Source organism: Allosphingosinicella sp., from assembly GCF_036403745.1.
Taxonomy (GTDB): Bacteria; Pseudomonadota; Alphaproteobacteria; order Sphingomonadales; family Sphingomonadaceae; genus Allosphingosinicella.
In genome coordinates, this window is the sequence record NZ_DASWQI010000037.1 from 1 (window position 1) to 14,322 (window position 14,322).

Sequence of the window (14,322 nt, forward strand, 5' to 3'; positions counted from 1 at the left end):
AAGACCACGTCGATGGGGCAGGCGATCGCCGCGGTGAAGGCCCGCGAGGCCGACGCGATGGTCTCCGGCGGCAATACCGGCGCGCTGATGGCGATGTCGAAGCTCGCGCTCCGCACGATGCGTGGCATCGACCGCCCCGCGCTCGCCGCCTTGCTGCCGACGCTCGGCGAGAATGACGTGGTCATGCTCGATCTCGGCGCCAACACCGAATGCGACGCGCAGAACCTCGTCCAGTTCGCAGTGATGGGCGCGGCCTATGCCCGCGTCGTCCTCGATCTCGCCAAGCCGCGCGTGCAGCTCCTCAACATCGGCACGGAGCAAATGAAGGGCACGGACGAACTGAAGGGCGCTGCCGCCGTCCTGCGGGGCGCGGAGACGCTCGGCATGCGCTTCGAAGGGTTTATCGAGGGCGACAAATTGTCGCGCGGCGATGTCGATGTGGTGGTGACCGACGGCTTTTCGGGCAACATCGCGCTGAAATCGCTGGAGGGCACCGCCCGCTTCGTCACAGATCTCCTCCGCCGCGCCTTCACCAGTTCGATCCGCTCCAAGATCGGCTTCCTCATCTCGCGCCCGGCGACGGAATTGCTCCGCCACCATCTCGACCCCAACAACCATAATGGCGCAGTCTTTCTCGGTCTGAACGGTCTGGTGGTGAAGAGCCACGGCAGCGCCACCGACAAGGGCGTGGCGAATGCCATCAGGGTGGCAGCGCGGATGGTGCGCGAAGACCTCACGCGGAAGATTTCCGAGGATCTCGACCGCGTCGCCGCGTCCCGCATCGAGGCGGCGGCGCAATGAGCCGGCGCGCGGTCATCATCGGCACCGGCTCGGCGCTCCCTCCGCGCCGCGTCACCAACGCCGAACTCGCCGAGCGGGTCGAGACCACCCACGAGTGGATCGTCGAGCGCACCGGCATCGAAGCACGCCACATCGCTGCCGACGGCGAGACCACCGCGACCCTCGCCACCGAAGCCGCAAAGAAGGCGCTCGACGCTGCGGGCGTCTCCGCGGAGAAGGTCGGGCTCATCGTCCTCGCCACCGCGACCCCGGATCAGACTTTCCCGGCCTCGGCCACGCGCGTCCAGACCGCGCTCGGCATCAACGACTGCATCGCCTTCGACGTCTCGGCGGTCTGCACGGGGTTCCTCTACGCCCTCTCGGTGGCGGACAATATGATCAAGGGCGGCATGGCCGACTATGCGCTCGTCATCGGTTCGGAGACCTTCAGCCGCATCCTCGACTGGGAGGACCGGGCGACCTGCGTCCTCTTCGGCGACGGCGCCGGCGCGATCCTGCTCCAGGCGCAGGAAACCGAGGACCGCGGCGTGCTCGCGACCAAGCTCCACGCCGACGGGCGGCACAACGATCTCCTCTATGTCGACGGCGGCGTCTCGACGACCGGCACGATCGGCAAGCTGCGCATGAAGGGCAAGGAGGTATTCCGCCACGCTGTGGTGAACCTCGCCGCGGTGCTCGAGGAAGTGCTGGTGGCGGGCGGCCATGTCAGCGGCGACGTCGACTGGGTGGTGCCGCACCAGGCGAACAAGCGCATCCTCGACGCCACCGCGAAGAAGCTGGGGCTCGATCCGGCGCGCGTCGTCGTCACCGTCGACCAGCATGCCAACACGTCCGCCGCGTCCGTGCCCCTGGCGCTCGACACGGCCGTGAAAGACGGGCGGATCAAGAAAGGCGACCTCCTCGTGCTCGAGGCGATGGGGGGCGGATTCACTTGGGGCGCGGCGTTGGTCCGTTACTGAGACGACTACGCACAAAGGCGGTTTGCACATCCAAGTAGATACGATTATGGTCCTATTTCGCCTCGGGGGGAGGGAGTCACTATGGCTGACGCTGGAACGATGAGGCGGATCGACGCCGGAACTCTGACACGCGCCGATCTGGCCGATGTCGTCCATCGCGAGATGGGCCTCTCGCGCGCCGAATCCGCGGGCATCGTCGAGCGCATCCTCCACCATATGTGCGCGGCGCTGTCGGACGGGGAGAACGTCAAGATTTCGGGCTTCGGCAGCTTCATCCTGCGCGACAAGGGCGAGCGGGTCGGGCGCAATCCGAAGACGGGCGTCGAGGTGCCGATCGCGCCGCGGCGGGTCCTCACCTTCCGCGCCAGCCAGATGACCCGCGAGCGGATCGCCAAGGGCGCCTGAGGGCGCATCCGATGGCGAACGCGACCGCAAAGAGCGACCAGGCCTTCCGCACCATCGGCGAGCTCGCGGGCGAGCTCGGCGTGCCCCAGCACATCCTGCGTTATTGGGAGACTCGTTTCCCGCAGCTCAAGCCGCTGCAGCGCGCCGGAAACCGCCGTTATTACCGGCCCGCCGACGTCCAGCTGGTCCGGCGCATCCACCGCCTGCTCAACCAGGACGGCTACACGATCCGCGGCGTCCAGCAATTGCTCGATGGCGGCGGCGACGCGGACAGCGTGGCCGCACCGCCCGCGCCTCCCGAAGCGGCGAACGAGAGCGGCTCTGTCCCCTTCGAGCGCCTCCGTGCGATTCGCGCCACCCTGGTCGCGGCGCTGGAGGAGAGCGCGCTCTAGAGGGCGACCGCCTCGATCCTCCCGCCGACGCTGCGCAGCCGGCAGTCCGAAATCCCTTTCTCCGAGCTTACCTTCAACCGGTCCGCACCGACCGGCTGTGTCTCGATCACAGCCGGATCCGCCCGGCGGGCGCAGCCGAAGCGCTTGGCATGCGCCTCCTTCGCGGCCCAGCGGCGGAGCCATTCGTGGGGCCGCTCTGCCGGCGGGAGCTGCTCGATCTCAACGCCCTCGGCTGCGGTGAGCATGTCCCACAGAGGCGGGGACTCGTCGAACGGCTCGACATCGACACCGATGGCCGCAGGCGAGATGCCGATGAGGCACAGTGGGGCGCGGCCCGCGACGCTGAGGTGCCAGGCCTTCGGCGACAGTACCGAGAGAGCGCCCTCGGACGTTCGGCCGAAGAGGATCTCTGACGGCCCGAAGCCGCTCACGTGCCCGAGCAACGCGCGTGTCAGCCGGCGTCGGAGGAGGCGATTGCCGGCGTCGGGAGCGGCGGCGAAGTCCGCGAGGTCCCGGTCCGTGTGGCGGGACAAAGCGAGCGCCGCAGCCGCGGCATCGCTGTCGAGCCGGACGCTCCAGACCACCGGCCCCGACAGAAGCGCCGGCAGCGCTTCGAGGGGGCCATCGTGCCAGAGCGGGTCCGTCAGCCGTTCCTCGCGATGCGGGCGGGAGAGCCTTCCCAGGAGGTGCCGGACGGCAGCGATTCGCCCTTCATCACGACGGAAAGGTCGCCGAGTTGGGCATCCTCACCGATCTCGGCGTCGTAGAGAACGATGGCGAGCGAGCCGATGGTCGCGCGGTCGCGGACGACGACGCCGCTCACCTTCATCACCCGGTCCTCGAACAGGTGGGTCTGGAGGCCGGCATAATCGTTGAGCGCGACGTCGTCGCCGATCTCGACGAGATCGTATTCGGTGATGTCGGTGGTGTCGATGTAGCAGCGCTTGCCGATCCGGCAGCCGAGCAGGCGCAGGTAAGCGGGGAGCCAGAAGGTGCCCCGTAGGGGCTCGAGGAGGTTGGGCACGGCGAGGTTCTCATACGTCGCCGTCACCAGTTCGCTCCGCCAGACGAAGGTGCTCCACAGCGGCGCCGTCGTCGGCTTGTAGCGCCCGACCACCAGCCATTTGATCGCCGCCAGCGACAGGCCGCAGGCGATCGCGAAGCCGACATAGAGGAAGGGGAAGGCGGCGAGGATCAGCCAGGCGCCGTGCGGCAGGTCCGAGAGGTCGCCGACCACCGACAGCATAAGGCTGAAGAAGGAGAGGAAGATGGTCAGCGACAGGATAGCGCGGATGCTCTCGATGACCAGCCGCGTCGTCCACAGCCGCTTCGAGGGATTGAACCGGGCGCCCTCGTCGAACAGGCCGACGCTCTGGCGGGCCGGGAGGCAGATTGCGGGCGAGCCGAACCAGGTCGTGCCCGATTTCATCGCCGCCTTCTCCTCCTCCGGCGGCTTGGAGAGCACGCCGATCAGCACCTCGTCGCCGACATGGGTGCCGGCCGGAAGCAAAGCCGAATTGCCGATGAAGGTGCGGCGGCCGATGCTGGTGCGCTCGAGGTTGATGTAGCCCGGCTCGACCCGGGCGGCACCGAACACCACGGCATCGGCGATGAAGCTTTCCGGGCCGATCTCGACGAGGTCCGGCACGATCGCCGCGGCGGTCGAGATCTCCGCCCGCCGCCCGACCTTCACGCCGAGCGCGCGATACCAGGGGGCAACGAACAGGGTCGCGTAGATCGGGTGGACGAAGCGCAGCGCCAGGTCGTTGATCTGCTGCAGGAACCAGTAGCGTATGTAGAACCAGCTCGCCTTCGGGTAGCGGCCGGGCCGGACCTTGCCGAGCAGCAGGCGCTTCGCCGCCACCGTGATCACGCACATCAGCAGGACGTAGGTCGCGGCCAGCAGCGGCTCGAGCAGCAAATAGCGATAGCCCGCGGTCGACCAGTCAATCTCGATGATCGCGATGATGCCGGGCGCAATCGGCAGGATCGCGAACAGCGGCAGCAACAGGGCCGCGATGGTGAGGCCGAGGCTGATCAGAAAGCGCTTGGCGCGGGTGACGCGCGGCGGCGGCTCGCGCTCCGGCGCCTTGCCGCGCGGCTTGGCGGGCGACCCGCCCCAGCGCTCGCCGGCGGGAATGGTCATGCCGGCGGAGAGGGCGGAGAGATCCTCCAGCACGCCGTCGGCCTCGATCCGCGAATTGCGGCCCATTACCGCCATCGAGCCCAGGAAGGCGCGGTCGCCGATATCGGCGCGGCCGAGCCGGAGCAGTCCGCGCTCGACCGAGGTGGTGGCGAGGATCGAATAATCGCTTACGATCGCGTCCTCGCCGATCGAGACGAGGTCCGGCGCGTCGATGCCGCCGCTGCCGATATGCGCCTTGTCCCCCACCTTCGCGCCGAGCAGGCGGTAATAGGTGCGGATCATCGGCGTGCCGGAAATGTAGGGCGTCGCGATCACGTCGGAGAAGCGGCGGACGAACCACCAGCGGAAATAATAGGAGCCCCACAGTGGATAATCGCCGGCGCGGAAGCGGCCGATCACCAGCCATTTGACGGCGATCGACACGAACATGGCGAGCGGCGGGATGAGGATGAAGGAGAGGCCGCTCAGCAGCAGAGCGTCGAGCCGCTCCATGCGCCCCGCGAGCCAGGAATAAGCGAGATAGGGGAAGAACCATTGCAGGCCGGCGACGCTGAAGATCGGAACCAGGGCCACCGTCTGCGCCGCCCCGCACAGCCACCTCTTCCAGCCGGCGGTACGGTAGAAGCTGGTCTCGTCCAGCCGCTCGGTGGGGCCCGCATCGCCGAGGCGGGCGGCGAGGCCGCGGATGGTCGGCGCGGAATAGACGTCGTCGATCGACAGCCCCTCGAGCCCCGGCACCTTGCGCGCCGCCGAGACCAGGCGCGCGGCCTTGAGGCTGTGGCCGCCGAGATCCTCGAAGAGATCGTCGAGCACCGAGACAGGCTGCGGCGCGAAGCCTTCGGCCCAGACGGCGTGGAGCATCGCCTCCATCTCGGTGGCGGGCGGCACGATCTCGCGCTCCGCGGCCTCGTGCGCCGCCGGCCGCGTCAGCGCCTTGCGGTCGACCTTGCCGGAGGCGGGGAGCGTCGGCATCCGGTCGAGCTGCTCATAGGCCGCCGGGCGCATGTAATTGGGCAGCCGCTCCGCCACGTTCTTGCGGATCCGGTCCATGTCGATGGCCGTGCCCTTGGCGGCAACGAAAAACGCGGCAAGGAATTCGGAGCCGTCCTCGTCCTTGAACAATTCCACCACCGCCTGCGCGACCGCCGCATCCTCGGCGATCACCGCCTCGATTTCGGCGAGCTCGACGCGGAAGCCGCGAATCTTCACCTGCGTGTCGATGCGGCCGATGAAGTCGATCTCACCGGCGGCATCGAGCCGGACGAGGTCGCCCGAGCGGTAGATCGGCTCCGGCGCGCCCGACGGGCCGTTGAACGGCGTCATCACGAACTTCTCGGCGGTGAGCTCCGGCCGGTTGACGTAGCCCGCGCCGACGCCGGGGCCGCCGAGCACCAGCTCCCCTTCGGCACCGGCCGGGACGGGCCGGAGCTTCTCGTCGACGATCCACGCGGTGTAACCCGGAATCGGGCGGCCGATGGTAATGCGGCGGCCGGGCTGCACCTCGGTCCAGGTGGCGGTAACCGTGGTCTCGGTGGGCCCGTAGGTGTTGTAGATAGTGAGCCCCGGCCGCGCCCAGCGTGCGACGAGGCCGGGCGGACAGGCCTCCCCGCCGAGGTTGAGGATCCGCAGCGTCGGCATGTCGTGCTCGACGAGCGTGAGGAGCGAGGGAACGACGTGCCAGACGGTCACCCCCTCCTCCTCGAGGGAGGGCGCGATGTCCGGGCCCGCCTTGGTCAGCGAATCGGACGCGACGAGCACGACTGCGCCGACGAACCAGGCGGTCCACATCGTCTCGACCGACATGTCGAAAGCGAGGCTGAAGCCGCCGTAGCAGATGTCGGTCGGCCCTAGGGCGATGACCGCGCTTTCGGAGCGGACGAGGTGACAGGCGTTCGAATGGCGGATCATCACGCCCTTCGGCCGGCCCGTCGTGCCGGACGTGTAGATGATGTAGGCGATGTCGTCGGGCGTCGCGCCGGTCTCCTCGCGCGTCAGAGGCGCGGCGCTTTCAGCGGCGACGTCGCCGAGCACGTCGTCGAGCACCAGGGTCTCGATCGCCATCTCGCCGGCGCGTTCGTGGAAGGTGAGGATGAGCTTGGCGCCGCTGTCCTCGGCGATGAACTCGATGCGGTCCCGGGGATAACCCCAGTCGACGGGGACGTAGGCGGCGCCGGACCAGAGGATGCCGAGGATCGCCATATATTGGTCGAGTCCGCGCGGCAGGCAGATGAGGACGCGGTCGCCCCGCCCGATCCCCATGGTCCTGAGCTGGTGAGCGAGGCGCAGGCTCCGCTCGCGCAGTTCGGAATAGGTAAGGCTGGTGCGGCGGTCGTACTCCGCACCGAACCCCACGAGGCGGAGCGCGCAGCGGTCGGAAAATTGCCGCGCCTTCTCGTCGAACAGCTCGTGAAGCAGTTCGTCGCGCGCATAGGGCTCCTCGGGGCGGAGTGCCGGGATCGGCGCGATCGACGGCTCGAGCGTGCTGCCGTCGGCAGCGGGGACGCGGCTGGCCTCGGTGAGCGTCACGGCCGCCCCGTCGGCGTCGGCGGGGCTCGGGGTGAGGCTCTGCTCTTCGTTCATGCGCTGCCGGTCGTCTTCCCAGGTCTCAAAAGGCCAGGTTTCAAAAAGGAACGCCTCCGGTCTCCCTTTGGCTCCGCGCGCAAGGCGTTAGCCTATTCGCCGAAGCTGCGCAGCCGTCACGTGCGGCGCGCTCAGATTTCGACCTGGCTGCCGAGCTCGACGACCCGGTTCGGCGGCAGCTTGAAGAATTCCATCGCCGTGGCGCTGTTGCGGACCATCCAGGCGAAGATCCGCTCCCGCCATTTGGCCATGCCGGGCTTCTTGGCGGCGATGACCGTCTGGCGGGAGATGAAATAGCTGGTCGTCATCGGCGGCAGCGGGCCGAGAATCGGCTTGGCGGCGGCGAGCGCGGCTGGGATGTCCGGATCTTCGCTGAACCCGTAGCGCAGGATCACCCGCTTCATCCCGCAGCCCATTTCCTCGACGTCGACCCGGTCCTCCTCCCGCACATGCGGCACGTCGAGCACCGAGACGGTGAGCAGCAGGATGCTCTCATGCAGCACCTGGTTGTGCTTGAGATTGTGGAGCAGCGACGGGGGCACGCCTTCCTTGGACGCCGTGAGGTACACTGCCGTGCCGCGGACGCGGTGGATGCCGTGCTCGACCGATTTGACGAAGATCGGCATCGGCATGTTGGCATGGCCGAGGCGGCGATGGACCAGCGTCCGTCCTCGCGCCCAGGTGGTGAGCAGGGTGAAGGCGATCGCCGCGACGAGCAAAGGAAACCAGCCGCCGTCCGCGAACTTGGTGAGGTTCGAGAGGAAGTAGACGCCGTCGACGATGCCGAACAGCAGCACCAGGGCCGCCGCGGGAAGCAGCGGCCACTTCCACAGCCGGCGCAGCACCACGGCGAGCATGACGGTGGTGATGAACATCGTGCCGGTGACGGCGATGCCGTAGGCCGAGGCGAGGTTGGACGAGGTGCGGAAGGTGAGGACGAGGAGGGCGACGGTGACGAGCAGGGCCCAGTTCACCATCGGGATGTAGATCTGCCCCTCGGCGCGCGCGCTGGTGTGGAGCACCTTGAGGCGCGGGAAGAGGCCGAGCTGCACCGCCTGGCGAATGACCGAATAGGCGCCGGTGATCACCGCCTGGCTGGCGATCACCGTGGCGATCGTGGCGAGGATGACGAGCGGAAAGCGCCAGCTGTCGGGGGCGAGGAGGTAGAAGGGGTTCTCGACCGCGCCCGGCTGGCGGAGCAGCAGGGCGGCCTGACCGAGATAATTGACCATGAGGGTCGGGAAGGCGACGAGCAGCCAGGCGAGGCGGATCGGGCGGCGGCCGAAATGGCTCATGTCCGCGTAGAGCGTCTCGGCGCCGGTCACGGCCAGGACGATCGAGCCCAAGGCGAAAAAGGCGAGCACCGGGTCGGTGGCGATGAAGCGGATGCCCCAGATCGGCAGCAGCGCCGCGAAAATCTCCGGGGTGGCGAGGATCGAGCGCAGCCCGAGCACCGCCAGCACGGCGAAATAGACCAGCATGATCGGCCCGAACACGGCGCCGACCTTCTCCGTCCCGCGCTTCTGGATGGCGAAGAGCAGGATGAGGATGGCGATTGAGCCGGGGATGACGAAGCGCTCAAACGCCGGGTCGAGGATTTCCAGCCCCTCGACCGCCGACAGGACCGAGACCGCCGGCGTGATCATCGCGTCGCCGAAGAACAAGGCGGTGGCGAATACGCCGAGCATCGTCAGCCCCGCCGTCCATTTCCCGGGCCCCGAATGGCGCGAGATGAGGGCGAGGAGCGAGAGGCTGCCCCCCTCCCCCTTATTGTCCGCGCGCATCATGATGGCGACGTATTTGAGCGTCACGACCAGGATCATCGTCCAGAAGATGATGCTGCAGACGCCGAACACGCGGGTGGGATCGACCGCCATATGGTGGTGGCCGACGAACGTCTCCTTGAGCGCGTAGAGCGGGCTGGTGCCGATGTCGCCGAAGACGATGCCGAGGGCGCCAAGCGAGAGCCATGCGGTGCGGCGCGCCTCGCCCCGGGCCGGGCGGAAATCGCCGGCGACGCCCTCCAATACGGGCGCGATGGTGGCAGTCATGGACGCAGGACCCCCGAAGAGCGCGGCGGCATGCGCCCGCGCCGAACCTGCTTCAAGTTAATTCTGGGTCAGAACGAGTGCAGGAATGTCACGCGCGCGGCGCGGCGCTGCGATAGTGATCCGCGCGGCGGACCAGCTTCCAAAGCCGTGAGAAGGGCGAGGTGCGGCGCGTGAGGTGGCGGACCCAGCCCGCGGGCTGCTCGTCTTGCGGCGGCAGCGCGTCCGAGTAGATCTGCAGCTGCTCGGGCAGGCGGCGGCGCAGCACCAGCTTCTGGCGGCCGCGCAGGATGTCCTCCGCCTCGGCGAGGGCGCGGACGAGGTCCGCTTCCTGAAACGGCTTGGACAGGCAGCCGATGGCGAGGTCCGGCACCGGGAAGCCGGGGGCGTTGCCGGTGGTGAAGAGGCACAGGATGCCGAGCTCCTGCAGCTTCGCGGCGACGCTGAAGCCGCTGGTGGAATTGGCGAGGCGAAGGTCGACGAGGGCGAGATCGGGCCGCTGCGCCTCCACCGCCTCCAGCGCGCTGGTCAGATCCTCGGCCGTGCCGGTGACGCGATAGCGCGGGTTCAGCTCGATGAGATGCGCGAGCGTCCGCGCCAGCAGCGGCTCGTCCTCGATGATCAGGATGTTGAGCACGTCGCGCCGCCCTCCCAAGCCGCTTTGGGCGATGCTGGAACGGAAGTGGGGCGGAAGCGATGGGCGCCGGACGGAAATGCGCCGAAGGATTCTCCGGCTGCGGCGAGCCGAGCTGAGACCGCCCGGAAAGGCCCGTAAATCGGGAGGTTAGCGCCGCTCAGCTGTAGAAGATGTGCGTGCCGATCTGGGCGGCGCGCGTCTTCTGGCGGCCCCAGGCGGGGGCGACGTAGGTGGCGTGGTACCACAGGACGTTCGGCGCCAGGCTGGTCGCGATGTGCTTCGAGGCGACCTCGGCGATGGCGAGCGCCTTCTTCCAGCAATCGCTGGACTCGTTGACCGTGGGGAACCTGCCGGCGCGGATGAAAGAGAATTGCGCCGGCTGCGTCACAACGCCGCACACGCTCGACGCGAAGCGGCCGGAACGGGCCCGGTTCAGCACCACTTCGGCGACGGCGAGCTGGCCCTCGAGCGTCTCGCCGCGTGCTTCGAAATAGATCGCCTTGGCGAGGCAGAGCTCCTGCTCGTCCTGGTTGCCGTAATTGACGAAGGCGATGACGAGGTCGTGGAGCGAGCGGCCCGCCAGCGTGAGCGGCGGCTGCCGGGCCGGAGCGACGGCCGGGGTGGCGGTGACGGGGGTGGTCGCGGAGGCGGGGGCGGTGCGGACGAGGTCGGCGAGGCTGGGCTGGGCTGGGGCCGGCATCGTCACCGCCGGGGCGAGGTTCGCCATGTCCGGGAGACGGGGCCCCGCTTCCGCAGCCGCGGCCGGCGCGGCGAGCAGGAACGACAAGGCGAGCGTGGCGGCCGCAATGAAGCGGGCCCGGATAGTTCCGAACATGCAATCCCAGATCTTTGCGGTCGGCTGCACCCGGGCGCCGTAATCGGCCCTTGGCAACTCCCCGACTGGTGCGCCGCGTTTCGCGTCCCCGCTCTGCGGCTGCACCCCCTCGAATGAGTCGAACCTGCGCATGCCGGGCCCACACGTCAACGAAACCAATCGTTAACGACGATGGGCTGTTGGTCGGGCGGGATCAGCCGATGGAACTTGCGCGATTCGGAACCAAGCTGTGGACGAATCGGAGGCGAATCGATTCCGCGGCGCGCCTCAGTCCTCCGGCCCCAGCGCCGGATCGAGGTCGCGGGGTCGGATGAAGCGGGTCAGAATGGCACCGCCGTCGCGCACCTGACGCCACGACGCCACATCGAACTCCAACTCGGCGAGGGTGGCGGTGGGGTATTTGAGCGCCAGCTCGTCTCGCAGCTCCCCCGCCCCCGACAGGCGGAGCGCCAACTCTTCGAGTCCGGGATTGTGTGCGACCAGGAGGAGCCGATCGACACCGTCCTTGGTTCCGCGCGCCAGCTCGAGCAGGGCCTCGGAGGAAGCGAGGTAGAGCCGCTGGTCATAATCCGGCGCGAGCGGCACCGACTGGCCGACCTCCTCCAGCGTCTCGATCACCCGCCGCGCCGGCGAGGCAAGCACACGGTCGAAGCCGAGGCCGAGCCTGCGGATCTCGCGGGTGACGGTGCGGGCGGCGCGGCGGCCGCGCGGGTTCAGGGGCCGGTCGAAATCGCGCAGGACGGGATCGTCCCAGCCCGATTTGGCGTGGCGCAGCAACGTCAGGACCTTCATCGCGCCTCTTCGGCCTTCCTCGCCTCGTCGGACTGATGCCCGAAAGCCGGCGCGGTTGAAAGCCGCTCCCGCACCCGCGCGATCGCCTGGTCGAGCGGCAGGCGGCGCACGGTGACGCCCGGCGGAAAGGCGGTGAGCAGCCGCGACGGCGTCGCCGAGGAGAGGAGGACGAACAGCCCGCGGTCCCCCTGCCGCCGGATCAGCCGCCCGAATGCCTGGGCGAGGCGCGCGCGCACCACCCGGTCGTCATAGGCGGTGCCGCCCCCCGCCGCCCGCCGTGCAGCGTGAAGCACGGTGGGGCGGGGCCAGGGCACGCCTTCCATGACGACGAGGCGGAGCGATTCGCCGGGCACGTCGACGCCGTCACGCAGCGCGTCGGTGCCGAGGAGGGAGGCGCGGGGATCGTCGCGGAAGATATCGACGAGGGTGCCGGTGTCGATCGGATCGACATGCTGGGCGTAGAGCGGCAGCCCGGCACGGGCCAGGCGGTCGGCGATGCGGGCGTGGACCGCCTTCAGTCGCTGGATCGCGGTGAACAGGCCGAGCGTGCCGCCCTCCGCCGCCTCAATGAGCTTGGCATAGGCGCCGGCGAGCTGCGGAATGTCGCCGCGCTTGACGTCGGTGACGACCAGCACCTCGCTCTGCGCCGCGTAATCGAACGGGCTCTCCGCCTCGAACCGCGCGGCCGAGGCGGGCAGATGGCACGCCCCAGTCCGGGCCTCCGCCGCGTGCCAACCCTCGGAGCCGCGCAGCGTCGCCGAGGTGACGACGACGCTGTGCGCCGGTTTCAGCACCGCCTCGGCGAGGGGGCGCGTTGGGTCGAGCCAGTGGCGGTGGAGGCCGATGTCATACTCACGCCCGTCGACCCGCTCCACCGCCATCCAGTCGACATAATCCGGATCGGCGGGACCGCCGATGCGGGCGGCGAGGCCGATCCAGGCGGCGAGTGTCTGGGTGCGCCAGGTGAGGCCGCCGATCGCCCCCTCGATGCGAGCGCGCGCCGGGCCGTCGAGCCAGTCGGGCCCATCCTCCAGCACCGCCTGCAGCCGGTTGCCGAGCGCGGTGAGCGGGCGGACGAGCCGCTCCAGCGCCTCGACCGCGGGGGCGGCCGCCTCGACGATCGGCCCGTCCAATTCGGCCATCTCCGTCTCAAGACCGTAGCCGGCATCCTGCGCGGTGGCGCGGGCGTAGACGGTGGCGCGAACGGCGGCGAGGAGCTTCTCGACCGGGCCGAACGGCATTCCTTCGGCAATCCGTCCGAGCCAGGAGTCGCTCGGCAGCAGCTGCGCCGCGTCCACCGCCTGCTCGAGGGCGGCGGCGCCCGCTTCGTCATAGGAGGCGACGTCCATCAGCCGCGCCGCGAGGCCCCGCCGCCGGCCCCGGCTCTTCCCCTCAGGCCTGACGATCCACCGGCGCATCTCGATCGCCTCCTGCCCCGTCAAAGCGGCGGCGAAGGTGGAATCGGCGGCGTCGAACAGGTGGTGGCCCTCGTCGAAGACGATTCGCTCCGGGCCGTTGCCGCCGTCGCGGCCGCGGGCGGCGTTGACCATGACGAGGGCGTGGTTGGCGATGACGATGTCGGCATCCTGGCTCGCCCGCGCCGCCCGCTCGATGAAGCATTTGCGGTAATGCGGGCAGCCCGCATAGACGCACTCGCCGCGCCGATCGGTGAGCGCGGTGGCGCCGGCGCGGCGGAACAGGCTGGTGAGCCAGCCGGGCAGGTCGCCGCCGACCATGTCGCCGTCCTTCGAATAGCCCGCCCAGCGCGCCACCAGCTGCGCGAGGATCGCGGCGCGGCCGGCAAAGCCGCCCTGCAGCGCGTCCTCGAGGTTCAGCAGGCAGAGATAATTCTCGCGGCCCTTGCGGACGACGACCTTCTTGCGCCGCACCGCCGCGTCGGGGAACAGCCGCGCGCTCTCCCGGTCGAGCTGGCGCTGCAGTGCCTTGGTGAAGGTCGAGACCCAGACGGCGCCGTCGGCCTGCTCCGCCCACAGCGAGGCGGGAGCGAGATAGCCCAATGTCTTGCCGATACCGGTCCCCGCCTCGGCGAGGAGCATGTTGGGCTGGCCCTGTGCGGTGCGCGGGGCGAAGACCTGCGCGGCGGCGGCGGCATAATCGCGCTGGCCCTGCCGCACTTCGGCGCCCTGGCCGACCAGCCGCTCCAGCCGTTGCGCGGTGTCTTGGGCTCCGACACGCACGGTGGCGGGAGCGGGGCGGCCGCCATTTTCCTCCCATTCGGGCAGGCGGGAGAAGAGCCAGCGCTCGTCCCGCTCCGGCCGCTTCAGCCGTTCGGCGACGACGGGCGACCAGGTCCAGCGGAGGCGAGCGAGCGACTGCGCCGAGGTCCAGGCGCCCTCCCGCTCCGGCCACTCCCCCTCCAGTGTCGCCAGCAGGACCTCCGCGGCGCGAAGCAGGAAGGCGGGCGCCTCGGCGTCGGTCTCTGGCGCCTCGATGCTCAGCGCGTGCGCCATCCCCTTCGGCGTCGGCACGGCGAAGCGGGCGGGGTGGACGAAGGCGTAGAGTTCGAGGAGGTCGAGGCCTGACAGCTCCGGATAGCCGAGCCGCTGCCCCACGAGCGGCGCGTTGAGCATGATCGCCGGCGTCTCCGCCGCCCGCGCGATCGCCTCGCCCCGGCCGAGCCCGCGGGTGCCGTCGGAGGTGGCGAGCCAGATGCCGCCATGGGTTGCGTGCAGCGCGGGGTAGGGGAGCGGGGAAGGCATCGGGATC

At 69.4% G+C, this 14,322-nt stretch carries 11 protein-coding genes; 4 read left to right on the top strand and 7 right to left on the bottom strand.

Translation table 11 applies throughout. The annotated features are described in order from the left end of the window. From plsX to VGC56_RS04740, 4 genes are all read left to right on the top strand, one after another. Window positions 1-801, top strand: an 801-nt coding sequence (gene plsX / locus VGC56_RS04725) for a phosphate acyltransferase PlsX (RefSeq protein ID WP_464123564.1), incomplete at its 5' end; no start/stop codon positions are given. Further along, a complete protein-coding gene (locus tag VGC56_RS04730; protein WP_464123565.1) occupies window positions 798-1,760 on the top strand; it encodes a beta-ketoacyl-ACP synthase III in 963 nt (320 codons plus the stop codon). The genes plsX and VGC56_RS04730, both read left to right, overlap by 4 nt. 81 nt (window positions 1,761-1,841) lie before the next feature. Then, the gene (locus VGC56_RS04735; protein WP_464123566.1) at window positions 1,842-2,165 is read left to right on the top strand and encodes an integration host factor subunit alpha; all 324 of its coding nucleotides are present in this window, start codon (window positions 1,842-1,844) and stop codon (window positions 2,163-2,165) included. An 11-nt stretch (window positions 2,166-2,176) separates the two neighbouring features. Next, entirely contained in the window at window positions 2,177-2,557 is a 381-nt protein-coding gene (locus VGC56_RS04740; RefSeq protein ID WP_464123567.1) for a MerR family transcriptional regulator, read from the top strand. Here VGC56_RS04740 and VGC56_RS04745 read toward each other — a convergent pair. From VGC56_RS04745 to VGC56_RS04775, 7 genes are all read right to left on the bottom strand, one after another. Next, window positions 2,554-3,141: a 4'-phosphopantetheinyl transferase superfamily protein gene (locus VGC56_RS04745; protein ID WP_464123568.1), complete on the bottom strand. Its 588-nt coding sequence runs from the start codon at window positions 3,139-3,141 to the stop codon at window positions 2,554-2,556. The two genes, VGC56_RS04740 and VGC56_RS04745, sit on opposite strands and share 4 nt — an antisense overlap. 59 nt (window positions 3,142-3,200) lie before the next feature. Next, on the bottom strand, window positions 3,201-7,283 hold the full coding sequence (locus VGC56_RS04750) for a Pls/PosA family non-ribosomal peptide synthetase (RefSeq protein WP_464123569.1): 4,083 nt from the start codon (window positions 7,281-7,283) through the stop codon (window positions 3,201-3,203). Between the two features lie 131 nt (window positions 7,284-7,414). Then, window positions 7,415-9,334, bottom strand: coding sequence for a potassium transporter Kup (locus VGC56_RS04755; protein WP_464123570.1), 1,920 nt, complete (start codon window positions 9,332-9,334; stop codon window positions 7,415-7,417). A gap of 88 nt (window positions 9,335-9,422) precedes the next feature. Continuing rightward, window positions 9,423-9,968 carry a LytR/AlgR family response regulator transcription factor gene (locus VGC56_RS04760; protein ID WP_464123571.1) on the bottom strand — a complete coding sequence of 182 codons (546 nt, stop codon included), beginning with the start codon at window positions 9,966-9,968 and terminating at the stop codon, window positions 9,423-9,425. Between the two features lie 157 nt (window positions 9,969-10,125). Beyond that, a complete protein-coding gene (locus VGC56_RS04765) occupies window positions 10,126-10,803 on the bottom strand; it encodes a cell wall hydrolase (protein WP_464123572.1) in 678 nt (225 codons plus the stop codon). Window positions 10,804-11,070: 267 nt separating this feature from the next. Further along, the gene (locus VGC56_RS04770) at window positions 11,071-11,595 is read right to left on the bottom strand and encodes a SixA phosphatase family protein (RefSeq protein ID WP_464123573.1); all 525 of its coding nucleotides are present in this window, start codon (window positions 11,593-11,595) and stop codon (window positions 11,071-11,073) included. After that, complete coding sequence (locus VGC56_RS04775; RefSeq protein WP_464123574.1) at window positions 11,592-14,315, bottom strand: ATP-dependent DNA helicase; 2,724 nt, start codon at window positions 14,313-14,315, stop codon at window positions 11,592-11,594. The genes VGC56_RS04770 and VGC56_RS04775 overlap by 4 nt, the downstream gene beginning before the upstream one ends. Between the last annotated feature and the right edge of the window lie 7 nt (window positions 14,316-14,322).